At 43.1% G+C, this 24,428-nt stretch carries 19 protein-coding genes and 1 pseudogene; 5 read left to right on the top strand and 15 right to left on the bottom strand.

The genetic code is table 11. The features are described 5' to 3' along the window. Positions 1-85: 85 nt before the first annotated feature. The 4 genes and pseudogenes from ORJ00_RS01870 to ORJ00_RS01860 form a co-directional block, all read right to left on the bottom strand. Complete coding sequence (locus ORJ00_RS01870; protein WP_306125315.1) at positions 86-1,219, bottom strand: HDOD domain-containing protein; 1,134 nt, start codon at positions 1,217-1,219, stop codon at positions 86-88. 2 nt (positions 1,220-1,221) lie between these two features. Then, positions 1,222-2,814: a putative bifunctional diguanylate cyclase/phosphodiesterase gene (locus ORJ00_RS01865; protein ID WP_306138817.1), complete on the bottom strand. Its 1,593-nt coding sequence runs from the start codon at positions 2,812-2,814 to the stop codon at positions 1,222-1,224. A 72-nt stretch (positions 2,815-2,886) separates the two neighbouring features. Then, a pseudogene (locus tag ORJ00_RS18980) lies at positions 2,887-3,216 on the bottom strand (response regulator); the annotation flags it as partial. Positions 3,217-3,227: 11 nt separating this feature from the next. Next, complete coding sequence (locus ORJ00_RS01860; RefSeq protein WP_306125313.1) at positions 3,228-3,812, bottom strand: response regulator; 585 nt, start codon at positions 3,810-3,812, stop codon at positions 3,228-3,230. A gap of 93 nt (positions 3,813-3,905) precedes the next feature. Here ORJ00_RS01860 and nosR point away from each other — a divergent pair, with 93 nt between their 5' ends. Both nosR and ORJ00_RS01850 read left to right on the top strand, forming a co-directional pair. Continuing rightward, positions 3,906-5,246, top strand: a complete 1,341-nt coding sequence (nosR, locus tag ORJ00_RS01855) for a response regulator c-di-GMP phosphodiesterase, NosR family (protein ID WP_305974667.1) — start codon at positions 3,906-3,908, stop codon at positions 5,244-5,246. A gap of 512 nt (positions 5,247-5,758) precedes the next feature. Then, entirely contained in the window at positions 5,759-8,401 is a 2,643-nt protein-coding gene (locus ORJ00_RS01850; RefSeq protein WP_306138815.1) for an ATP-binding protein, read from the top strand. On the opposite strand, the gene ORJ00_RS01845 is transcribed toward ORJ00_RS01850, so the two are convergent. The 3 genes from ORJ00_RS01845 to ORJ00_RS01835 are packed head-to-tail and all read right to left on the bottom strand — an operon-like array spanning position 8,398 to position 10,648. After that, positions 8,398-9,708 (bottom strand): ATP-binding protein, encoded by a 1,311-nt coding sequence (locus ORJ00_RS01845; RefSeq protein WP_306138814.1) that lies wholly within the window; start codon positions 9,706-9,708, stop codon positions 8,398-8,400. The genes ORJ00_RS01850 and ORJ00_RS01845 overlap by 4 nt on opposite strands. Before the next feature lie 2 nt (positions 9,709-9,710). Further along, the gene (locus tag ORJ00_RS01840) at positions 9,711-10,286 is read right to left on the bottom strand and encodes a chemotaxis protein CheC (RefSeq protein WP_027671851.1); all 576 of its coding nucleotides are present in this window, start codon (positions 10,284-10,286) and stop codon (positions 9,711-9,713) included. Further along, positions 10,283-10,648 (bottom strand): response regulator, encoded by a 366-nt coding sequence (locus ORJ00_RS01835; protein WP_305974675.1) that lies wholly within the window; start codon positions 10,646-10,648, stop codon positions 10,283-10,285. The genes ORJ00_RS01840 and ORJ00_RS01835 overlap by 4 nt, the downstream gene beginning before the upstream one ends. Positions 10,649-10,839: 191 nt before the next feature. Here ORJ00_RS01835 and ORJ00_RS01830 point away from each other — a divergent pair, with 191 nt between their 5' ends. Together ORJ00_RS01830 and ORJ00_RS01825 are read left to right on the top strand one after the other, a co-directional pair. Then, the gene (locus ORJ00_RS01830; RefSeq protein ID WP_306138812.1) at positions 10,840-11,385 is read left to right on the top strand and encodes a heme NO-binding domain-containing protein; all 546 of its coding nucleotides are present in this window, start codon (positions 10,840-10,842) and stop codon (positions 11,383-11,385) included. Further along, the gene (locus ORJ00_RS01825; RefSeq protein ID WP_306125307.1) at positions 11,378-12,277 is read left to right on the top strand and encodes a sensor histidine kinase; all 900 of its coding nucleotides are present in this window, start codon (positions 11,378-11,380) and stop codon (positions 12,275-12,277) included. The genes ORJ00_RS01830 and ORJ00_RS01825 overlap by 8 nt, the downstream gene beginning before the upstream one ends. A gap of 17 nt (positions 12,278-12,294) precedes the next feature. On the opposite strand, the gene ORJ00_RS01820 is transcribed toward ORJ00_RS01825, so the two are convergent. Next, a complete protein-coding gene (locus tag ORJ00_RS01820; protein ID WP_306138810.1) occupies positions 12,295-13,827 on the bottom strand; it encodes a bifunctional GNAT family N-acetyltransferase/carbon-nitrogen hydrolase family protein in 1,533 nt (510 codons plus the stop codon). Between the two features lie 247 nt (positions 13,828-14,074). Here ORJ00_RS01820 and ORJ00_RS01815 point away from each other — a divergent pair, with 247 nt between their 5' ends. Continuing rightward, on the top strand, positions 14,075-16,327 hold the full coding sequence (locus ORJ00_RS01815) for a GGDEF domain-containing phosphodiesterase (RefSeq protein WP_306138809.1): 2,253 nt from the start codon (positions 14,075-14,077) through the stop codon (positions 16,325-16,327). On the opposite strand, the gene ORJ00_RS01810 is transcribed toward ORJ00_RS01815, so the two are convergent. Genes ORJ00_RS01810 through ORJ00_RS01780 form a run of 7 tightly spaced genes read right to left on the bottom strand, consistent with a single transcriptional unit; the run spans position 16,324 to position 24,275 of the window. After that, positions 16,324-17,748: an SLC13 family permease gene (locus ORJ00_RS01810; protein WP_306138808.1), complete on the bottom strand. Its 1,425-nt coding sequence runs from the start codon at positions 17,746-17,748 to the stop codon at positions 16,324-16,326. The two genes, ORJ00_RS01815 and ORJ00_RS01810, sit on opposite strands and share 4 nt — an antisense overlap. A gap of 32 nt (positions 17,749-17,780) precedes the next feature. Beyond that, positions 17,781-19,526, bottom strand: a complete 1,746-nt coding sequence (locus ORJ00_RS01805) for an ABC transporter transmembrane domain-containing protein (RefSeq protein WP_306125304.1) — start codon at positions 19,524-19,526, stop codon at positions 17,781-17,783. A 54-nt stretch (positions 19,527-19,580) separates the two neighbouring features. Further along, positions 19,581-20,282 (bottom strand): hypothetical protein, encoded by a 702-nt coding sequence (locus ORJ00_RS01800; RefSeq protein ID WP_027669525.1) that lies wholly within the window; start codon positions 20,280-20,282, stop codon positions 19,581-19,583. Further along, a complete protein-coding gene (locus ORJ00_RS01795) occupies positions 20,279-21,538 on the bottom strand; it encodes an O-antigen ligase family protein (protein WP_306138807.1) in 1,260 nt (419 codons plus the stop codon). The genes ORJ00_RS01800 and ORJ00_RS01795 overlap by 4 nt, the downstream gene beginning before the upstream one ends. 20 nt (positions 21,539-21,558) lie before the next feature. Continuing rightward, positions 21,559-22,458 (bottom strand): glycosyltransferase, encoded by a 900-nt coding sequence (locus tag ORJ00_RS01790; protein WP_305974689.1) that lies wholly within the window; start codon positions 22,456-22,458, stop codon positions 21,559-21,561. 18 nt (positions 22,459-22,476) lie between these two features. Next, positions 22,477-23,223 (bottom strand): WecB/TagA/CpsF family glycosyltransferase, encoded by a 747-nt coding sequence (locus ORJ00_RS01785; protein WP_306138805.1) that lies wholly within the window; start codon positions 23,221-23,223, stop codon positions 22,477-22,479. Beyond that, positions 23,220-24,275, bottom strand: a complete 1,056-nt coding sequence (locus ORJ00_RS01780; protein ID WP_306138804.1) for a glycosyltransferase family 4 protein — start codon at positions 24,273-24,275, stop codon at positions 23,220-23,222. Before ORJ00_RS01780 ends, ORJ00_RS01785 begins: the two co-directional genes overlap by 4 nt. Between the last annotated feature and the right edge of the window lie 153 nt (positions 24,276-24,428).

Genomic DNA, 24,428 nt, shown 5'->3' with positions numbered 1-24,428 from the left:
TTTGATATTACAGTGTTAACTCAACACTACAACGCTTACCATCTGTTGTTTTGCCGATGTAAGACATCTGTACAGAAGAGTAAAGCTAAAGAGTGTGAGTTAACCATTTTTTAATTGAAGGGTCGATAATCTGAGCTTGTAATCTTTGTTCATTCTCCGTATTTAATTGACCCGACAGTTTAAATTTAACCACAAACATAACCAAACAAAGCGTTTTAATATCAAGGCCTGTCACTGTAAAATCGGGTTTATCTTGAAGTAAGACGAGTTGGCATAACTCGGCCGAAAACCCCCACAAAGTCAATAAATATGCTGTCACTAACGTGGCATCATCGACCCTAAGCCCTTCATCCAAATTAATCGGTTGTGGGCTATAACTGGCTTTTTCTGCTGCCAATGTTAAATGCCCTACCCCAGTTAACAGTGCTGCCACAGAGATGAAATCTTGCATTTCCATATTAAAACCAAGCAATTTACTGTTTTGCCGACAGGCATTAGCATAACTAAACGCCCAGGCACTAAATCGTTTATGCGAAGCTGCTGGCACTTTAGAAGACGCTAGTTGCTCTATCGACATAGCAACAATAATTGCTTCAGTAAGTCGTAAACCTAAACGCTTTATTGCCTCAACAAGCGAAGCTGTATGTCGCGCATAGCCTAAAAATGCCGAGTTTGCTAACTGAATTAGCTTTGCCGCAATCAAGGTTTCATGGCTAATAAGTTCTGCAACGTCAGAGACATCAACATCAGTCTGTGAAAATAACGATCTTAGCTTGCTGACAGATTCAGGCAATGCAAAAAAATACTGAGCTCGACCTAATTTCTCCCTTAGTTCCGGACTAAAGTTAAGTGCATTTAATCGTTCTAAACAATTAAACACATGATTTAGATCATCTTCAGAAAACGGCTTACTCAAAACAAAATGCGCAACCTCAGTCGCCCGACTAACAACATCTTCAGCTGTGTCACCGGTTAAAAGGATTCGCACTGTAGAAGGATAAACGCTCTCAATTTCTTCGAGAATTTTATCACCATTTTTTTGTGGCATTAAAAAATCACAAAATACTGCATCAGGCACAACGCCTTCGGGTAGCGCGGACTGCCAAAATGAAGCTTGCTCACAGAGAAAAAACTGGCAATCAGGCTTTAACCGACGCGCCGTGCGCTGTAGCGCCTTGAGCATAAAGCTGTCATCGTCAATAAACAAAATATTTAGCATAGTTATTGGCCTTCCATCAGAGAAGCAAGCCCAGCCCCTGCAATACCAACAAAATGTATAAAGCTTTGCTCAGATTGCGGCTTGGCAATCAAAAAGCCTTGAATAACATCGCAGTTAAGTTGCTCCAACATTTTAAGTTGCTCCAACGTCTCAACCCCTTCGACAACGACCTGCATACTCATGTCGTGCGCCATACGTGTTATATTGGCAACCATACTTTGCGTATTGAGATTTTGAGCAATGTCAGTAATCAAAGACCGGTCAATCTTAATAACATCAATTGGTAGTTTGGATAGATATGACAATGATGAATAGCCAGTACCAAAATCATCTATAGCAATACTGACTCCGGCTTTTTTTAACCTGCTAAGTTTTTCAATGCTCTGCTCAAGATTTTCAATTAACCACGTTTCCGTCAATTCAAACTCAAGCAGCGAGGTATCAATATCAAACCCGGCTAATAATGTCTCCACACGAGGAATAAAATCGTCTTGCGCCAATTGTTTGCCGGATATGTTAATCGCAACTTTATCCAGTTGAACCCCTTGCTTGCTCCAATTCGAAATGGCCATACAAGCACGCTGAAGCACCCAATAACCCAACTCAACAATTTGCCCCTCTTGTTCAGCTATTGGAATAAAAACCGCAGGAGATACAAAACCCAAAGAGGGATGCTGCCAACGTAATAACACTTCACAACTGCATATTTTTCGCTGTTTAAGATCAAATTTTGGTTGGTAATGCAAAAAAAGCTGCTCATTATCAATGGCGTAAAACAAGGCTTCACTTATAAGCAACTGGCTTCTTTTACGTTCAATCATCGAGGCGTCATAACGCATAAAAAAGTTAGCATGCCCATTTGCGTGCAATCTGTTTGAAATTAATACGTTATTTAAAAGTTGACGACCTGATTGACCATCTTCAGGTGCCATACAATACGTTATAACGAATTCCACCCGGACAGCACTTTTAGTATAATTTAGCGGACCAAATGGCTCTATTAACGCAGCAAGTTTTGCATGCACATCCAGCTCAGCGGAAATATTGTCCAGCAGCAAAACAAATTGCTCGTTCGCCAAATACCCCATTAATGCTGAAATTTTGCTGGCTTGTTTTAGCAAAACGGCTGAAATGTCCTCAAATAAAGCTTCCGCTTCCGAGAACCCTACCATCTCAGACCAAAACCCATAGTTTTTAAGCTGTATCGCTACCATAGCAAACGGCTTTCCAGCTTGGAGGTGGACATCAGCAGAGCACAGAATTGATTTTTGATCCAAAACAGCAGGTAAATTTATAAGGCTTGAAAATACCGGTTCAGCATCATCAACCAACAGCACTTGCAACACCCTCGAATGTTCATACACAATTTTGACAAAGGCTTCAATTTCTCTACCAGCAACAGTCTTTAAAACTGCATGCCCTGTTGGGCTGTCAAGAAGATGAGCCACCCCGTCGTCTGAGACTGGTGAAAAAAGCTCAACAAAAGTTGAATGGTTTACATCATTTAATTTAAGTAAGTTCTTTGCGATACCATTTACCCGCCCCAATTGCCCCCCAGCAAATACCTCAACTAAACCATCGGCACTGCTGGCCATTAGCTGCGTGATTATTTTTTCGTCGCGTGTTTCATCATAAGTTCGAAAAGCCTCAGCGACCTCAACGAGCAAGGTGGTTTCATCCCACGGTTTTTGTAAGAAACGAAATGCAGAACCTGAATTAAGTAAGGCCAGTACCGCATTAAAATCAGCGAATCCACTGAGCACGATGCAAAGGCTAGCTGGGTATAATATCTTAATTTCAGCTAACAGCGTGGCGCCATCCATTATCGGCATCCTGAAATCTGAAATCACCACCTGGCAGGCTTCCAATTGCATAATTGCAAGCGCAGCATTGCCACTGTCCGCCGTAAAAACACTGTAACCCTCTCGGGTAAAAACGCGAGCTAATGACCGCAAAATGGCAGGCTCATCATCAACTAGTAAGAGTTTATTTGGCATATCAATACCACTTAAGTTAATAGTTTATTGACAACATCACGTAAGTGGGTGTTATCGAACGGCTTAGACAATGCCACGTCGGCCCCCAAACTCAGCGCTTTATTAAGGCCAACGTCTGACAAGCCCGAAATTACCACAATTTTTATATTTGTGGTTTCAGGTTGCTGGCGGATAAACTGTAGCACCTCGTAGCCATCAAGTCCGGGCATAGATAAATCCAGTGTGACTAAATCTGGCTTGGTTGACAGAATTTTAACGCCGGCCTGAAATCCATCAGCAGCTAAAATAATATCGTGGCCACAAGGCAGCAAAACACGTTTGATTGCGTTTCTAATTTCAGGTTCGTCATCAATAATTAATATTCGTTTGGTGCTTATTTCTTGGTCTGCTTCCTCACGGTTGGCTTTGATAAAGTCATCGGAAATGGGCATATTTTGTTGTTGCAGAAATAGAATAAAATCGTTCAGCAATACCCGGTAATTTCCTCTTCCTGGCAACTTATGTCCTTTTAACTGCCCTTGGGCAATCCAACGACTCACCGTCCGCTGATGCACATCGCAATACTGTGCAATTTCTCCTGGCCGCAATGTCTTCATTAACTATATTCCATAATAAAACTTGATCATTGAACAGTTATAGCATAACTTTAACAAAGAGACAAATGAGACATTTGAGTGTTTGAGGATCTTATGAGCCAATCAGAGACAACTTTGCTGCCAGTAATTTTATGTGTCGATGATGAAACGAGTATATTGAAGTCGTTGCAACGCTTATTTATGTCTAAAAATGTCAAACTTCTGCAAGCATCAAGCGGCCAGCAAGCTATTGAATTTATGCAAAAAGAGAAAGTTAATTTAATCATTTCTGACATGCGCATGCCCAATATGACTGGCGCAGAGTTTTTAGCACAAGCAGCGATACTGCAACCCGATGCCTACCGCATTTTAATGACCGGCTATTCCGATTTAGCATCAACCGTAAGCGCAATTAATGTTGGGAAAATTCACCGCTATATTCAAAAACCCTGGGATAACACTGAACTACTTTCACAGGTAGAAGATGGGTTAGAGATGTTTCGCTTAGTGACAGCAAATAAACGCCTCACTGCAAAGGTCGCGGCACAGAACAAACAACTTAAGGAATTAAACCATGGCCTTGAAGAGATGGTGCATCAACGTACTGCACAGTTGAAAAAAACATTGCATCAATTTAAACAACTTGCTGTAACGCGAGAAAATGAACAAAAAGCGACGTTAGAAGTGCTTTACAACATCATTAGTATCAATCCAGCGTTAAGCGGTAAGTTTGCACAAAATGTAAGTGAAACCAGTGCTAATCTCGCCAGCATTATGAGTTTAAACTCGGTAGATAGAGAATTTATCGGCAAAGCCGGGCTTTACTGCGATTTAGGCAAACTTGGATTGCCAGCACATTGTATCAATACCCCCTTTTATAAATTAGACAGCCAAGATAGACGGCTTTTTTTACAACACCCACAATTAGCTGAAGACATGTTGGCACCCGCTGTTCACCTTAATGGTGTAAGCGAAATTATTTCTAACCAATATGAGCGTTTTAATGGCACAGGAGAGCCGATGCAAAAAGTTGCGGAAGACATTCCTATTGGATCACGCATTCTCGCTGTTGCAAGAGACTTTTGGTTGGCCATTTATCAACAACTCAACGCAAAACGTCATACCAGACAAGAGGCCTACGCAGTATTACAAATGCAACAAGGTAGCGTCTATGACCCAACCGTCATAGCCGCACTTGGCAAACTAATATCAAACAATGGAATTGTTAACGACAATAGAATTGAAGAAGGACTTTCTGTAGAACAAATTACTGTAGGTATGCGGCTAACACACAATTTATACAATCGGAAACACATGCTGTTGCTACCCAAAGGACATACTGTTAGTCAAAGCTCGCTAAATAACCTGGTACGTTACCAAGCCAAACACCAAGAGCAACTTTTGATTCAAGTTGAGCCTATTGTTATCGCTCAGCCACTTCCGGAGGAAAACTGATGAAACGATTACATGCAATAATAACGTGTGCATACTAAATGCGTTATCCAACAACAATAATACAAACGTTTCTTGAAAGGCTAAATTGCTCTTTGCCATTCTCGTCCAGACGCATGTGGTTTTTTATCACAACCTCACTGCTGGGCTTTATTGCAAATTCTATGGCAGTGAACCTCCCGATTGTTGTTCCCTTTTTAATCGGCAATATTGCATTTCTAATTATATTACTTCGCCTGGGGTTTATCTGGTCCTCCTTGAGCCTTTTAATTGTTTGTCTACCACTTAATAGCGATATTGTTTGGCTTAACAGCATTTTGCAGTTGTTATGCTTTATGAGTGTAAAACTCAACACGAAACACACGCTATGGCGGCTGCTTTTTATTTACACTATTGGCATTACTGTGCTGTATCTTGCATTTGATTATGGATTATTAATTGATTCTGCTTTGATGATAATCTGTACAGCGCTATTAAACTGCTGTGTGTTTGCACTCTGTATCAAAACAACCTCAATGCTTGATGCTATTGCGATTTCTCCAGCAAAACAACAACACCAAAGCTTAAAGCTGCAACTAACACACCGAATTGGTTTATACAGCGCAGTTCCTGGTACCATTTTAATTGCGTTTATTTTACAAGGCGCAATTGATATGCACCTGTCATCACAATTGCAATATATAGACCGTAAACAAGACGTTTTTATTAACAATATTCAGCGCCAACTCGAAAGATATCTTAGCCAAGCTGAATTTGTTGCTAGTTTGGGACGAGATAATATTACTAAACATATACTGCAGAATTTAACAGAGCAGCAGCCCGAATTTATATCAGCGCTTTTGACCGACGCAGAAGGCAACATTACCTTATTTTATAAAGCTGACTTACCGGATACTGGCATTCAACATTCGTCGGTTGCAGACCGTAGCTATTTTATTCAACCGAAAGCACTGATGCAAAGTTATGTTAGTGAAACATTTCAAGGCAGAACCTTAGGTAAGGATCTGTTATTTGCAGTCAGTGCTCCACTTTATAAAAATACAGCATTTGACGGCGTAGTAGAAATATCGGTAGATCTAGCAACACTGACCAATAGCTTAATGCCGTCAAAAAATATGGCAACAAACCGCATATTGCTTGACAGCGAAAATAAAAAAATATGGGGTAGCGATACACTAGGCCAGCTGGGCAATGTCTGGACTGAGCGTCCTTTGCTTCCACCAGAGCAGGCGTCATGGTTTAAAACCCTGTTTTTAACACCCATAACCTCTATGCGGTTCACCGCTGATTCGCGTTATGTCGTGATACGAAAACCTCTAAATGGGGTGAAATGGTCAGCGCATTACTACTTAGAGACAACGCCTTTTGCCATCAGATATTTTATTTATTTAGTTATCGCCATGCTTTGTGCACTGTTATTACTACAATATATCAGAGTTTTGGCTGGCCGATTTATTCATAACTACACTGACACACTTGAGAAAATTGCTCAACATGCGCACCAATGGCAGTCTGAAACCCCCGAAACGCCTGCTTTAACCTTTAAACAAACAGCACTCGAGTTTGAAATGTTGTCAGACAGCCTAAACGGAATGCAAAAACGTGTTATTGCCTCCAGGCAAGCGATGATCAACTCGATGGCAGAGGTTAAGTTGCTAAACAATGAATTGGAGCACAGAGTTAAAGAGAGAACACAACAACTAGAGAAAGAGCGAGATAAAGCAAAACAACTTGCCGCAATTAAAACGCGATTTTTAGCCAATATGAGCCACGAAATACGCACACCTATTACTATTATCAAAGGCTTTACAGAGGAGCTCCTTGCCGAAACACACGGAGATATTCATCACACGCTGATGCGGATAAACCAAAACACGTTGCATTTGCAAAATGTTATCAACGATATCCTCGACACAGCAAAAATTGATGAAGGCAAGATGACTATGTCATTCGAACCCATAGAAATCACGCCCTTTTTAAACAATGTCATTGATAGCACTTTGCAACTGGCGCAACAAAAACGTCTCACTTTTAATTGTGATCTTAGTCAAGCGCGCCAACTAACAGTCATGGCAGATCCATTTCGCCTGCAGCAAATACTACTAAATTTACTCAGTAACGCTATTAAGTTTACTGCCCATGGCACTATTACACTGAAAGCCGAAAAATACGATGATACCCTCGCTATAAAAGTAATAGATGAGGGTATCGGTATCAGTGAGCAGCAGCAACTGCAGCTTTTCGATGCTTTTACGCAAGCTGACTCCAGCACAAGCCGACAATATGGTGGTACAGGGCTCGGGTTGTATATTAGCAAGAAGCTCGCTGATGCGATGAATATTACCCTTTCACTAACAAGTCAAATAGGCAAAGGGACGACTTTTATTCTTACCTTCAACAGCACCGCAATATCATCAAGAGACCTCAGTATCGCAGAAGCTACATTACCCCCAGTAGAAATTAGCCAGAATACGCTCTCAGGAAAGCTGCTTATTGTAGATGATGTGGCGGATATTCGTTTACTGTTAGCATCCTATGTTAAACAATCCAACATGGAATTGTTGTTCGCTGAAAATGGACAACAAGCAATAGAGGCCGCTGTTTCACAAAAACCGGATATTATTATTATGGATCAGCAAATGCCTGTAATGGATGGCTATAGTGCAGCAGTTAAGCTTAGAAAGCAGGGCATTAATGTGCCTATTATCTCTTTAAGCGCTGATGTCTTTGAAGATGAACCAGTAGAAGGTAAGAGCACACCTTTTACTGCAACGCTAACAAAACCTATCGCGAAATCTCAGTTGCTCGAAGTAATAGCGAAGTTATTAACTCATAAGGAAATTGGCATGCCAGCGGCTAACAGTATTGCTAACAAGATTGAGCATTCGGTTGACGAAGACGAAGACTTGCAGCAAGCCTATTTAAACAGTTTGCAGAATTTGCCCGGCGAAATATCGTCGCTTGTTAAAGCGGCAGACCAAGATGGCATAATCAGACTGCTTCACAAAGTTAAAGGCACTAGTGCCTGTTTTGGCCTTACAGAAATAAGTAACGCTGCAAACGACGCACAACGTGATTTAAAAACGGGTTTTACCATAGAACAAGTATGTGACACCTTTATTATAGCGCTTAATAAATCAATTGCCGCTGGTGGTTAAGCCGGTGCCGATGCCTCAGGTAATAACTGTTCGGGAGTAAGTATTGGTAAAATAACCGTGAAGGTAGTACCAACGTTAGGTTCAGAGGTAACGACTAGGTTACCTTTATGTTTTTGCACAATGCTGTACGATAACGACAACCCTAACCCCGTGCCCTGCCCAACAGGCTTAGTGGTGTAAAACGGTTCAAAGATTTTATGCATTGCTGACTTACTGATACCACAGCCGGTATCTTTTATTGCCACTTGATAGTCATTGTCAGTAGCAGACACCGTAATATAAATATGGCCTTTATCAACAATTGCCTGAGCCCCATTGACGATAAGGTTTAAAAACACTTGATTCAACTGCATCGGCTGACAAAACAACTTAGGTAATTGCTGTTGATATTCACGATGAATTTCAACATTGTATTTAAGTTCGTTGTTAGCAATCTTTAACGTACTTTCGATACCCTCAACAATATCAGCATATTGCCACTCACTGCTATCGACGTGAGAAAACGCTTTCAGACTTTTAACAATCTCTGATACCCTATTAATACCGTCAATAGATTCAGCAACCAACTCTGGCATATCTTCACGAATAAACTGATATTTCATACGCTCCTGCATATCTTTTTGTAAAGCAATAAATGTTTTGTTTTGCGTTTTATGAACCACTTTTTCGTAGAAATTAACCAGTTTAAGTAACTTTACCGCATAGTCTTCTAAGCTTTGTAAGTTGGAATTAATAAAGCCGATTGGGTTATTTATTTCATGTGCCACCCCTGCAGCCAACTGTCCAATAGCTGCCATTTTGTCGGCTTGTAACAGCTGATTTTGAGCCTCTTCCAGCTTTCGGTTCAATTCTTGTAACGCCTTATGCTCTTGAGACAACTGCTCAGACAGTTCTTTTTGTCCTTGGTAATAACTCGCTAGCTCTGTCACGTCCTGCACAATCATACAAACTGTTTTTACCTTATTGTCTGTAACATCTAACGGTAAAAACTCAATGTTTTGATACATTAACGTTTCTTCCCCCGTTATTGGACGGCTGCTACTGAACAAAAAAACATGAGGACGATGCTCCCAATAAGAAAAACTGGCGTTGTTTAGCACAAATACACTATTAATCTTCTTTTTCAGATACTTTGCTTCATTTGGAAACAGTGTTAATAAATTCTGACCTTTAACGTCATCACTGCTTATATTTAACCTGTCAGCAAAAAAGTCGTTCCAGTACAACACCTCCATTTGGTCATTTAACACACAAACACCTAATGGCAATTTTGCTGTCAGATTTTCTAACACGCTTTGTGTCGTCATCTTTACTCCAGCAAACTATTCAAACGGTTTAATAGCGTTGATATAGAATCCTCTTCTAAACAAATAACAATTTTTGAATCAAACTGGCTGGACTCAATTTTAAACTCGACCTCCATGGACAAGGTGTTAGCCCAACGGTAATGGTCAGGTGACAGCTTTTCAGGGTCAAACACCGTTGGCATACTAAGCTTAGCCGTTAGTGCGAGTTGTTCAGCAAAGCCACTTAAGCAGGCACCTGCCAGAATATTTGACAATTCAAGCAGTAATTCTTCACGTGTGGTATCTGATAAGGGCAACTGATACTCCATTAACTCTGCAATAGCTTCGCAACCGAGGCGAGATTGCAAAGAAACCACTTCCCCTTTAACCGAGCCTAAAAATGACTGCCTGGTGTGCCACATCCCTTCTGAGCTTAACATTGCAACAAATTCACTCGGTGTTACTGAAGATATTTTTGGAATAGAGAGTGTAATTTTCGCCTCAATAAGCCTTGCCAACGAGTTGGCCGCTTGACCCATTGAAATATTCATCAGCTCCTGCAACGCATCGCGCTGCTCATCGCCTAAAGCATTGTTCATATTAGCCCCACATCAAATAAAACCTGCGATAACTGCTCAGCGTTAAGTGGCTTGTGCAAAAAACGGAATGCGCCAAGTGAATCAACCAACTTTTTAGCTTCTGGTTGTATATCGGCACTAATTACGATAACAATGGTTTTGGCATGATGCTCATGTAAGTAGCGTAGCACCCCAAAACCATCTAGTTCTGGCATGGTCAAATCTAAAAAAAGCACTTCAGCCTTCCCCGCCTCAACTGCCGCTAATGCTTCTTTGCCGTTGGTCGCTTCTGTTATCTCGATATCCCAATCTGCGGGCAGTGCCCGTCGCACAGCTTTTCGTGACATCATAGAATCATCTGCAATTGTTACTGGTATTGGCATTACATTCTCCAACCTGTCTCATTTGTCTTATAGGCAGTATGGTAACTACTGCAACCAAAGTCAAAAATATCTCGATATTTCTTCACAAAAGCTGGTTTTAGTATTAATTCATTGCCATACTCACAAAGAGACAAATGAGACAAAGCCAGCGCCATTTCTGTTAACTTACACAAAGCAATAAAAGAGGTGATATGAAAGGTATTATTTTCAATGTGCTTGAAGATATGATTGTAGAACAATGTGGCATGGCTGTTTGGAATGACTTATTAAAAAAACATGCTCCACCAGAAAGAGTCTACATCTCTGCCAAAAGTTACGCTGAAACAGAATTAATGGCGATTACAAACGATGTGGCATTAATGCTTAACATGCCACTACAGGACGTTGTAAAAGCATTTGGGCATTACTTATTTAACGGTTTAGCTAGTCGACATGTCGGTGTGATAAAACGATTTGAAGATTTCACCTCTTTAGTAATGGGTATTCATGATGTTATTCATGTAGAAGTAAATAAGCTTTATCATGAGCCAGCCTTGCCAACGATTATTAGCCGCATTATTTCACCGAAGCAAATAGAAGTAACTTATCGCTCGCCACGAAAAATGTGCTTTTGTGCTGAAGGCTTACTTTTTGGTGCGGCGCAGCATTTTGGCCAGAATATCACCATTGTGCATACTGTTTGCATGCACAATGGCGCAGATCACTGTATTTTAGCGATAGAGTTACAACATGACTGATGCATCAAACCCTTATTACATTGCCTACTTACGTGAAAAAAAAGCCAAACAAGAAATTGAGCAGTTGCTTGAAGATAGCACTAGGCAGTTATATGAAAAAAATCAATTACTTGAACAAAAAATTCACCAAATTAAACTACAACAGCAATCCATTATTCATCAGGAAAAACTTGCCACTTTGGGTACCCTGGCAGCAGGTGTGGCACATGAAATTAATAATCCACTCGCTTTTGTCATGAGCAATGTTAATACCCTGACCAGTTATACCGAAAATTTATTAAGTGCATTAACCTCCCGTTCTGCGAAAAACATCGATAACAATACACTTACAATGATATTGGAAGATTTCCCTGAGCTTGTATCTGACACTAATCAAGGTTTATGCCGAATTAAAGACATTGTCAGAAACCTACTATTTTTCGCCAGAACAGATGCTGAAGTCGTGTCAACTTTACAATTAAAAGATGCGGTAGAGCTGGCATTAAAATTATTAGGTCCAAAACTAAAAAACGTTATGTTAACGCATCAACTTGATAGCGTACCGACCATCTCTTTTAACTCAGGGGAATTAAATCAGGTGTTAATCAACATCTTGGTTAATTCGATACAAGCATGCGAGGCTATGCCAGAGAAAGCATCAGAAATTAATGTGCTATTGACGCATCAGTCTAACCACATTGCGCTATCAGTTTCGGACAACGGTTGTGGTATGTCGGAGGAAACACTAACCAGAATGTATGACGCCTTTTACACGACCAAACCGGTTGGCACTGGAACAGGCGTTGGTATGTCGATCGTATTACAAATACTAAAACAGCATAACTGCGACATCCATGTGCAGTCTGATGTGGGCAAAGGCACAACGGTATGTGTTACCTTCCCACTGAGTTAATTTGGCAAATAGTGTAACTAATGTTTGTCTGAGTTAACTAGCGACAGCTGATATACGTCATGCCGTCTATCACGTAGCGTATGCACACTGCCATGACTATGCAGCTCTTTTAACAGGTCAATATTTACATCAACAATTAACAGCATTTCGGAGTTCGGAGTCGCTTCAGCTTTAATACCAGTAGTAGGAAATGAAAAGTCTGACGGGGTAAAAAGTGCAGACTGCGCGTATTGAATATCCATATTATTAACCCGCGCTAAGTTACCGACAGCACCGGCTATAGCCACATAACATTCGTTTTCTATCGCACGGGCCATGGCACAATGTCTCACGCGTGTGTATCCGTTTTGCGTGTCGGTTAAAAAAGGTACAAATAGGATATTCATGCCTTGATCAGCCAGTAGCCTGGCGTACTCAGGAAACTCAACGTCATAGCAAATCATAATGCCCACTTTGCCGCAATCCGTATCAAATACTTTAACCTGATTGCCGCCTGTCATTGCCCAATTGCGCTTCTCTGCGGGCGTAACATGTACTTTATCGTATTGCTCCCAACTGCCGTCACGGCGACATAAAAAACCGCTGTTAAACAGCTTGCCATTAACCAAGTAAGGCATACTACCGGTGATAATGTTGATGTTGTATGCGATAGCAAAATCAATAAATTTGTCACGGATAATTTCAGTATATTTGGCTAATTCACGAATACTTTGCGTTACACTTAAGTGGTTGTAATGTTCCATTAATGGCGCAGCAAACAACTCGGGAAACAGGATAAAGTCACTTTTATAATCTGACACGGCATCGACGAAAAACTCCATTTGCTCAAACAGCTGGTTTATGTCTTTCATGTTGCGCATTTGCCACTGTACTAAACCCAGTCTTATTTCTGCTTTAGGCACATTAATTAACTTAACGGACTTGGTGTAATAGATATTAGCCCATTCCAGCAACGTGGCATATTCCTGCGATTCAACATCGCCGCGAAGGTAGCCTTTTAATAACTTACGCACATGAAAACCGTTAGCCAGCTGAAAACTTAATACCGGATCATAAATTTCTTTGCCTTTTACTTTTTCGATATATTGTTTGGCACTCACCTTGTCGGCAAACTGGCCAAAGTTTGGCATGCGCCCTCCAGCCATAATGGCGCGCAAATTCAGATTTTCGCACAACTCTTTTCTTGCATCGTACAAACGTCTGGCCAAACGTAAACCGCGATACTCCGGGTGAATAAACACCTCGATACCGTACAAAACATCCCCATTAGGATCGTGCGAACTAAACGAGAAACCAGTGACAATTTGCTCGTAAGTATGTTCATCACTAAATTTGCTGTAATCAATGATAAGTGAAAACGCACAACCAACCACCTTGCCATCAACACAGACACAAATCTGCCCTTCTGGAAATTTTGTTAGTAACGTATCAACCACATCTTCAGTCCAGGCAAGCAAGGGCCCTGATGGATAAACTTGCTCTGACGCTTCACGCAGCTCAGTCATATCTTGCTGAGTTAGATGGCGGATCTCCACATGATTTGCTTCCATAAACACTCCCACAGCTTAAATAGTGAGCTTCAGGTTAACACACTTGTCCAGGATCAGTGTAAATGCTCGAAATTCTCACTATAACAACACAGGTAAGTGTATATTTCTTTACAATTTTTCTGTTGTAGGGCCAGTTAATTTTGTTTACCCTAGCACCATAATTAACCGGACGTTAATAAACTAGCAATTTCAGCATCCAAAATACGGCATGGAAGCAACAAACTTACTTTATTATTAGTGGAACCTCATGTTTAGCCGTATCAAGCAGTTGCTGTTATTAACAGAGTCTGATCTCAATTCACCTTCCGTTACCATCCTGCAACAGAGTGCCTTAAGAATTATTTTAAGCTCAGGCTTATTGCTGGTGCTGGGTATCGTGCTGCACAGCTCGTGGCAAGCTTTCCAGCAGGGAGCCTGGTACATTATTGTAATAACTTTTGGCTTTTATCTGTTGCTGGCCGCGGCTTTCTACCTTTCAACGCGTCAACTTGGCATTAGTCGGGTCATTATGTTGTTTGCGGTATTTGGTGCGGGCCTTTGCATGCAGCTATTTATTGATGATTTTGAACTGTCAAAACTTGGCGCAATTTTTGTCTATGTTGCACCGCTGATTGCTCTACTATTTTTCAATCGTGCAGTAACGTTTTGGGTGATGGCGGCCAACTTTATTCCGTTTTTGTTTTTGCTTAACATTGACGCCCCCATTAAGCTGTTCGATTTTTCTATTACGCTACCCGCTACTCACACCTATCTACATAGCTTATTATTTTTATTTATAAATTTATGTATTCCGCTGGCTATCATGCGGATGATAAGCACCTTTAAACGCAACGCCAATGCACTTAAAGCGCTCAATAATACGATTAGTGAAAGTAACCAGTTGTATCAGGAAATTTTCAATCATCACAGCAATGCTACCTTGCTGGTTGCATCAAAGGGACGCATTTTAAAAGCCAATGCGAAAGCCAAACAACTACTTCAACTTGAAGACATTGAGCAGCACCGACTAACAGCACTGTTACACACTACAGCGACTAATAGCCCGATGTTTTGGTTGGGGCACGACATGCACTGCCAGCTATCCAGTGAACCAGGTATCCACTTATTACTCAATCACATCACAACGACAGCCCAGGAACATCATTTAATTCAATTAGATGACGTAACACCCTTAAAGCTTATTCATGAGAAACTTACCGCTTCCAAGCAACAAAATCTGCTTTGGCGAAATTACGATCGCTTAACCTCATTACCCAATATGACGTTTTTTCTACATTTGATGCGTAAAGTGCAGCAGGAAAATACACAATCTGGCGTGATGCTAATTGTCCGCTTATGTCATGTAAAGGCATTTAACCAACAATATGGTTACGCGGCAGGTGATGAGCTATTAAGCAAGTTTGCGGGCCAATTTCGTGAAAGCTTGCCTGATGGCACTATACTAAGTCGTTTGCGTGGAGTTAAATTTGTACTTTGGCATCCGTTACGCGAACACAGCATTTCTGTGTCCGATGAAGTGTCGCGGCTAAGGCAATTGCTGCCGGCAAAATTAACCTTGTCGCACGGTGACATAATGCCCGCTTATGAAATTGGCGTCAGCACTGCCAAAATAGCTGACGCCAGCACTGAGCTTTTACTGGAACAATGCGAGTCAGCATTGGAGCTAGCTAACACCTACCATCAACCTGTTGCATATTTTCGCCAGGATTCATTGCACGAACGTAATGTAGAACTACAGCTACTGGCCGATTTGAAAATAGCGCTGGCACAAAAAGAGTTGACACTATGGTTACAACCTAAAGTAACGTCAGAAGGAACCATACAAAGCTTTGAAGCTTTGTTACGCTGGCAACGCAGTAGCGGCGAATATGTACCACCGGACAAGATTGTCGCTCTGGCTGAGCAATATGGGCTTATTGGGCAGTTGTCGCTTTATGTATTTAATGCCGCGCTGAATGTCATAGCTCAATTTCGTCAACAGCAGCTGTTTTACCCCATTGCGATAAACCTTTCCGGCTCTGATGTTATAACATCGAATTTTTATAACGCCTTGGTTGATCTGGCAACGCACAGACCTCAGCTTTTGAAGTATTTAACGTTAGAACTGACAGAAAACAGTATCGTTAGCCACCAGCAACCGCTGTTTGATAAGTTAGCCGTGTTACAAAAACTGGGTTTTAGTATTGCGTTAGATGATTTTGGTACTGGCCAAGCATCATTAAGCATGCTGACAAAATTGCCACTAGATACCATGAAGCTCGATAAGAGTTTTTTGCGGGATATTCCACATAATAAAATGCAAGTACAATTAGTTCAGACGGTTATTCAACTGGCTAAAGCGCTTAATCTGCATCTGGTATTAGAAGGTGTAGAAACAGATGTCCAGCGTCGTTTTATGGCACAGCTGGGCTGTAAGCTAATGCAGGGCTACTTTTTTTCAAAGCCTCAGCCAGCACAACACTGGTTAGATACGCTTAAACAGCAACCGGCTATAAGTTAAAAGCCAAACACCGCTTTGCCCAAGGTAAGGGTTAGTGCACTTATAATAAAGATAGCGAAAATATTAAGTGCCAGCCCCGCTTTAGCCATATCGATAATTTTAAGCTCACCCGATGAAAACACAATTGCATTGGGTGGCGTTGCAACGGGCATCATAAAGGCACAACTGGCGGCTATTGCCGCAGGAATAACTAAGGTTAAAGGGCTTCCTGATAATGACAGTGCGACAGGACCTAATAGTGGCAAGAAACCGGCAGCGGTAGCGGTATTGCTGGTGACTTCAGTTAAGAAAATAATTACAGCGGTAACCAAAACCACCATCAGCCATAACGGCAACGTATCAAAGCTACTCACCTGCTGTGAAATATAAGCAGCCAGGCCTGAGCTGGACATTAGGGCGGCAAGCGATAAGCCACCACCAAACAACAACAATATGCCCCAGGGTAACTTTTGCGTATCTTCCCACTGTAAAATAGGTTGTTTCATCTGGCCACTGGGTAACATAAACAACACTACCGCAGCAATAACTGCAATCATCGTATCATCTATCGCCAGTCCCGTTACGCTAACTAACACGGGCCGGAAGATCCATGCTAATGCAGTAGTCACAAACACCAGTGCGACCGTTTTCTCCGCCTGACTAATGGGCCCTAACGCGTTACGTTGTTGCTGCAACGCTGCCTTGGCACACAGGGTACCGGACTGATCCAGCTTATACATAACGCTGGTAAGCCAGAACCAGGCAAAAACAATAAGGACCAATGTTAGCGGCACACCAAACAACATCCATTGAGCAAAACCGATATTTAGCTGATAAGTTTCATTTAAATAGGCCGCTAATAACGCATTGGGTGGCGTTCCGATTAATGTTGCCAAACCGCCGATAGAAGCAGCATACGCAATGGCTAACAGTAACGCTTTGGCGAAGCTGCCATTGTTTCCCGCTTGCACCATTTGGCAAATAGACAATCCAATTGGCAACATCATAACGGCAGTGGCCGTGTTAGACATCCACATTGATAAAAACGCGGTAACTGCCATGACGGCCGCTATTTGTTGGCTGGGTTTACTGCCAGCCATTAGCATAGTGGTTAAGGCAATTCGCTTGTGTAACGACCAGCGTTCCATAGCAATGGAAAGTATAAAACCGCCTAGAAACAGGAATATTAGCGGGTGGGCATAAGGTGCACTAGCCTCTTTAATGCTAGTAAGCCCTAGTAATGGTGCCAAAACAAGGGGCAGTAACGCCGTAACAGCAATCGCCACTGTTTCGCTTATCCACCACACTGCCATCCACACCGCCAGACCGCTGGTTAACCACGCTTGCTCAGTCATGCCTTGCGGCGCATCAGTGAGCATTGTAAATAACAAAGCGCCAGGCCCGGCAACACGGGCCAACCACTGCCAATTAGGTTGCATCATGCTAATTACCTTATCTGTTAGTTACAGCCGAATTAGTGCAAAAGTTGCAGCTCTGCCAGTTGCCGATACAAGGGGCTAGTTTGCAATAGCTGTTGGTGGGTTCCACTGGCAATGAGTTTGCCCTGTTCAAGCAGTAAAATTTTATCAGCATTAAGCACAGTGGCTAACCGGTGCGCAATAATTATGGTGGTCTTACCCCGCATAAGATAGTCTAACGCATGCTTAACGTGCTGCTCGCTCACGGCATCTAATGCACTGGTGGCTTCATCCAGCAATAATATGGGACGGTCAGCTAATATAGCCCGTGCAATGGCAATGCGTTGTTTTTGTCCGCCGGACAGCCTAACGCCTCGCTCGCCCAGCTCAGTGGCGTAGCCCTGGCTAAATTGACGAATAAACTCATCAGCTCTTGCTGCAATACAGGCCTGCACCACATCCTCTTCACTGGCATCAGGACGGCCGTAACGCACGTTTTCCAACACCGACATAGCAAAAATAACCGACTCCTGTGGTACCAATGCATATTGTGCCCGTAGCTGCGCTAAATCAAGCTGACTAATATCAACATCATCTAAATAAATCTGTCCGGATTGCGGCTGATAAAACCGTTGTAGTAGTTGAAATAAGGTTGTCTTACCGGCACCACTGGGGCCAACCAGCGCCAATCGCTGGCCCGGTTTAATCTCTAAACTCAATTGATGCAGCACTGTGCTGTCGGGTACTTGCGGGTAGGCAAATTGCAAAGCGTCAATACGAATAGCCCCTCTTACCGGCTGTGCCAGTGGCTGTGGCGCTACAGGTGAAACAATATCAACCGGCATGGTTGCAAGTTCAATTAATCTTTCGGCAGCGCCTGCAGCACGCTGAATATCGCCAATCACTTCACTGATTGTCGCGGCGGCACCTGCCACCATTACGGCATAAAACATAAACGCGGTGAGCTCACCCGCACTTACATTACCGTTAATAACATCATGCGCGCCTACCCAGCTTATTAGCACCATAGCACTGATGCTAAGCAGCATTACGCCCGCAATTAGCATAGCCCGGTAAAGTATACGCCCTTGAGCCGCCTGCATTACCTGCTCAATTCGCGAGGTAAATAGCCTGGTGTCTTGTGCTTCATGGCCATAAGATTGCACGGTGTGAATTTCATGCAGGCTTTCATCAACATAGGCACCTACATCGGCCAACCTGTCTTGACTGTCTCGGGACAGTTTGCGTACTTTTCGTCCAAGTACAATAATGGGTAGCAACACCAGCGGCACAGCCAGCAATACCAATGCCGTCATTTTAAAGCTGGTCAGAGCCATCATTAGCAAGCCGCCTATTGCCGTAACCGCAGATCGCAACGCCATAGACAAGCTAGACCCGACGACACTTTGCAACAAGGTGGTGTCAGCAGTAAATCGCGATATCACCTCGCCGGTTCGCATTTCACTGTAAAAAGACGGCGTAAGCTTAAGCATATGCTGATACACCTGATTACGCATGTCTGCACTGACACGCTCGCCCAGCCAACTCATTAAATAAAAGCGACAAAAAATGGCCGCTGACGCCAGCAGACACACAAGTAAAATCGCCAACGTTATCTTATTAAGTGTGTCAGTGTTATTGGCAACAAAACCATCATCTACCAGCAGGCGCACGCCCTGACCCAGCATTAACCAACTAAGTGAACCAATTAGCAGAAACATCACCGCCAACACAACTCGCCAACGATATGGTGCTAAAAAGCCTGCAATCCAGGGGAGCACCGCGATATTTGTTTGTGGCATGGCTTTGAAGTCCTTACTAAGTAACGGCGAATTTATACAATGAATAACATGCCATTAAGCCGGATGTGGCGTGTACCAGTCAGTCCAACTGCGGGTAAGCGAATAGACGGTAAAACTGCTAAATTCAGAAATAAGTTTGCTGTAAAAATCATAGTTTGACAGGTTAACAGTCAGCATACAGTTAGCACTGCACTTAATCTGGCGAAATGTTTGGCTGGAGACCGACAGTACCTGGCTTGGCATTCTATACTGTTTAACTAACTGCTTAACGCGCCAGGCATGAAAATCGCTGCTTAAAATGTAGTCCGGTCGCAGGCCTTTTCGCTGGGACAAGCTAGTAAACTCCTGATAGGTATTTTCACCGCCATCAAAACAATCAATCGCCACATTCGATACCAAGCTGTGTAATTTATCAACGTAGGGTTTGCAATACTGGCTGGTAATTACCACGCTACTGCCTTCTTTGGGCAGTAACGTTGCCAAATGTTGCACTCTGGCCTCAGCACAAGCGGTTAACCCCTGCTCAGTGCCACCACAACCTAACAGCACCACTACACTACCTGGCGCAATAGCATAACTGCTGACCTGGCTGACGTACCAGTGACGAAGCTGGTTAGCAAAAAAGGTATTACCCGCCAGATAATAAAATACCAGCAGCACAAACAAACCTTTTTTACGATAACAAAAACAGGCCAGCATTAACCCGACCAAAGTCAGGTTGTGTGGATATAAAAATGGTTCGAAAAAATCCTTCATCTTAGCTCCATCGTTTTACACTCTTGTTGTGCCACTACCAGTAATAATGCGTTACACAGTGCCCATGGCAACCATAACATGCCAGAGGTAAGAATATGTCCTGCAATTGACGACACTAACAATAACAATACGTTAAGTAGTAACAGGCAACGACCAGCGCCACTATGGCGTGTTTGCAAACCAACGCGAAAGAATACCGCAAAACTGACAATAAACACCGCCAGCCCAGCCAAACCGTGAAACACGGTAAGGTCAAACCAATCCATCTCGGCAAAGTACTTTTTCAGATACACTGCAATGCCCCCCTGACCAACACCCAATAAGCGTTGCCCGTCTGCATAGTGCTGAGTGGCCACCTGCCAGATTTGGTTGGCATAATAATCACGTGAGGATAACAAAATGCCGCTGATCCCCCGCTGCTGGTAAACAAACTGCAGTTTGTCGTACATACCCAACATCCGCAGCAAGTATTCCGCATTAAGCCATACAGACAACGCCACGAATATCAGACCGCTTGCAATTAACATCAACGTTTTAGTATTTCGCTGCCAAAATAGCGTTGGCTGCAGCAACAGTGGTATTAACACGATAAACGTTGTCACACCAAATAGACCGGTTTTAGTTAGCAATAACGCAGCAATGATAATAAACATTGCGCTGCACAACAGATAAAGTGCTTTGTGCTGGCGCCAACAACTACTCAGCACTGCACAACAAAGCACCAACAACACGGCGGACAGTTCATTGGTGGAATAGAAAAATCCTTTAATACCTAAAAACGACTGGGCAACCCCATCAAGCGGTTGATAAGCATGAAAACCCAACCCCGCCAGCCCAGCTAAGGTATTTATCAACATCAACAGAGCACTAAAATATAAAGTATTTTTACTTAATCTCAGGCAAGCCAAGGGTTCGCGCTGGCTTAGCAAGCATAAATAGCTAAAAGCGATTAGGGGGCTAAGAGCCTTGATAGCCAGCTGAACATCAGCTCGTATCCAGTGGAGTGACATGCTATGCCATAGCATTGCCGGGCCTGCTAACAGAAACAATAGTGCAACAGCAAACGCTATAACCAACTTAGCCTGCTTATAGCCCAACGATATGAGCATCAGCAGCAACACGGTAAGTTTGTAGCCGACAGAAAGCCCGGGATTCACCCCAAAAAACTGCAATATGGCGCCATTTAGACCATCTACCAGCAAAAATACCGGCACCAGCCAAAAAAGCGCAATGTCGCAGCGTTGTTGCCAGCGCATGCTGTTATCTTGTTGTGGCATTATTTTTTAAACAGCCCAGACAACCCCTTACTAAACACTTTGATACGCCAACGCCCGAGTAAGCCTAATTTGTGTTTTATGTAGTATCGCCATTTTAGTTTTATCAAACCATAGCGACTGCTATTGAGCAACTGCACCAATGTCATTGGAATATGCTCCATCGACTGACGATAAAACATTTGATTATGTAAATTACGTTCGTTCATCAGCACACGGTGTTTTGCGACAAATTGTTTGTGTGCATCTAAGCGCTTCGGCGAATTAGTAATGCGCCCCAATTCATGGCCAACATTTACTTTGTAGCTAGGTTCGGCAATGCGCAGCGCAGGGCCAAATGCCAGTACCACCCTAACCCACATGTCGTAGTCCTGAAATGCGGCTAGTGATGCGTCAAAACCACCTAGCTGAAGCATGCGGTCGCGTCGTACCAGCGCCTGATTGGACAAAGTATGCAAATCAAGCAGCTCGGGTAAACTCACCACATGACGATATGCAAATAAGGGTTTTTGCACTGTGCCATAGTCCCAGATATAACCAGAACAAACACAACTGTATTTGTCATCATAGGCCTGATATAAGCTGCTAAGCCGGTGCGACAAAAACTCATCGTCGTCGTCAATACCGGTAACAAATTCTCCCTTAGCTTCTTCAATTGCCCGGTTACGTGCAGCACAAGCGCCCTGCCCAGTACTTTGACGAAAGAACCGTATGCGATCGTCATTAATATACTTATTGGTCAACACTGGCCAGGTTTCATCGGTGGAAGCATCGTCTACCACCAACAGCTCAATATTTGGGTAGTCCTGCGCCAATACCGACTCTATAGCCCGGATAGCCATATTAACCCGGTTAAACGTGGGCATATAAACACTGATAAGCGGTAATTGTTGTTGAGTCATGTTATTGCATCCGTGACATTATATTTTACCAGTCCAATACAACCAGACGTATCGAAGTAGCCCCAGCTGTCGGCCAATACGACTTGGTTGCGCCAATAACCGATAGGCCCATTCCAGATTTAACTTACACCATAGTGGCGGAGCGCGTTTAACGTTGCCCGTAAACACATCATAGGTACCGCCAACGCCCATATAAAAGCACTCTGGGTGCTGTGCTCTAATCCGCTGGATCAGTAGCTCCTGCTTTGGCGATCCCATCGCAACGGTAACAATACGAGCGCCGCTTTGTTTAATTTGCGTAATTAGCGCACCTTCATCGGTAAAATATCCGTCTACCCTACCCACCAAATTAACGTGTTGCTCGAGCAGTTTATCAGCGGTTTGCTGGCATATCTCTGGTTTTGCACCCACAATAAACACCGGCACGTTATAAGCCGCAGCGCGTTTCATTAGTTGCTGCCACAATTCACAACCCGGAATCCGTTGCACATTTTGTTTTAGTCGGCTTCGCATTACTTTCACCACACCAATGCCATCGGCATAACGAATATCAGCACCGGAAATCACCGCTGCAATATCCGCACTGCGCATAGCGCTAAGCACTTTTTCCGGGTTAATCGCAATAGCTGAACCAGCATAAACACTGGCGTCGTCGCGAATAATAAATGTTAACAACTGTTGCATATCAACAAATGCTGACACCGGAACCGGGCCTACGTTTACTGCGGCTATGGGCTGTTGCAAAACCTCTGTTGCATTATTCATGACATCACTCTTTGATAGACACTTTGAAGTTCATTGACGACCTCACCCAACAAATATTGCTCTGCGCTGGCTCTGCTGTGCGTTTGCCACTGCGAATAGTGCATAGACGACAGCTGGAAAAAATCGGCTAACGCCTGCGCCAAACGGCCATTAACTTGCGCCTCATCACCTTGCTGACTAACCAGCAACCCGTTCACGCCAGATTGAATTTGCTCTACCGAGCCGTCAGTATGGGTAGCAATAACAGGGGTGTAACACGCCATTGCCTCCGCCATTACCAAGCCAAAAGCTTCATGGCGAGAAAAGCTAATAAAACATCTTGCCTGTTGATATAACGTTTTTAATGCCGCACTGTCTTTGGGCCCTACCACCAGCACATTGGGAAACTGTCTTGCCGCTAATTGCAGTTTATCGCGCCATGGCCCGGCGCCAGCAATAACCACCTTTTTATCTTTAAGATAAGGTAACAGTGCCAGCAACCGATCCATGCCTTTGTTGTGGTCAAGGCTGCCAACGTATAGCACATCAATCGTTTTATCCTGCCAGCTTACACGCTCAGCCTGCCGATACACTTCACTAATACCGGCAGTTAGCACCTGTGCACGCAACGCCGGCAAGCTAAAATGCTGTGCCAGCGCCTGGCTGGCAAATATCCAACTGTCCACTTTTGCAGCACACCAACGATACAGTTTACCGGGCGGTTGATATTTATAAATATCACTGCCATGGCACGTAACAACTATCTTTACTCTGGGATTTCTTAATGCTTTATAAAACAGCGCCAGCCAAATGGTCGGGTAAAAGAAATGTACGTGTACAATATCAAAACGACGCCTGCTCAGGATATAGCGCCAGACAAAATCCAGCAAAAAAACCGGATACTTCAACGCCTTGTTCAGCAAAGAGTCACTGTGCCAACGCATATAATGATAACCAGGATGAAGTGCTGCTAAAGCCCACACTTGGTTGTGCACAAACTTGCCTTGAAATGGCGACGAAGGTTTTGGTCCCATATTACTGATGATCAGAATATTACTGTTAATAGTGTGCACGCTGAATTTTATCCTGACAGTATCAAAGACTGTGTACAATACGTGTAACATGATTAAAAAACACTTTGTTTATAGCGCGTTGCGCCCTAAACCCGATGTAATAGTAATAACCGATATCAGCTGACGCTTAGCTGAATAAATAGAGTCTTTAGT

This window comes from Rheinheimera baltica, from assembly GCF_030731985.1.
GTDB classification, from domain to species: domain Bacteria; phylum Pseudomonadota; class Gammaproteobacteria; order Enterobacterales; family Alteromonadaceae; genus Alishewanella; species Alishewanella baltica.
Note: the sequence above shows the minus strand (reverse complement) of the source record. Positions and strands in the feature narration are given on the sequence as shown.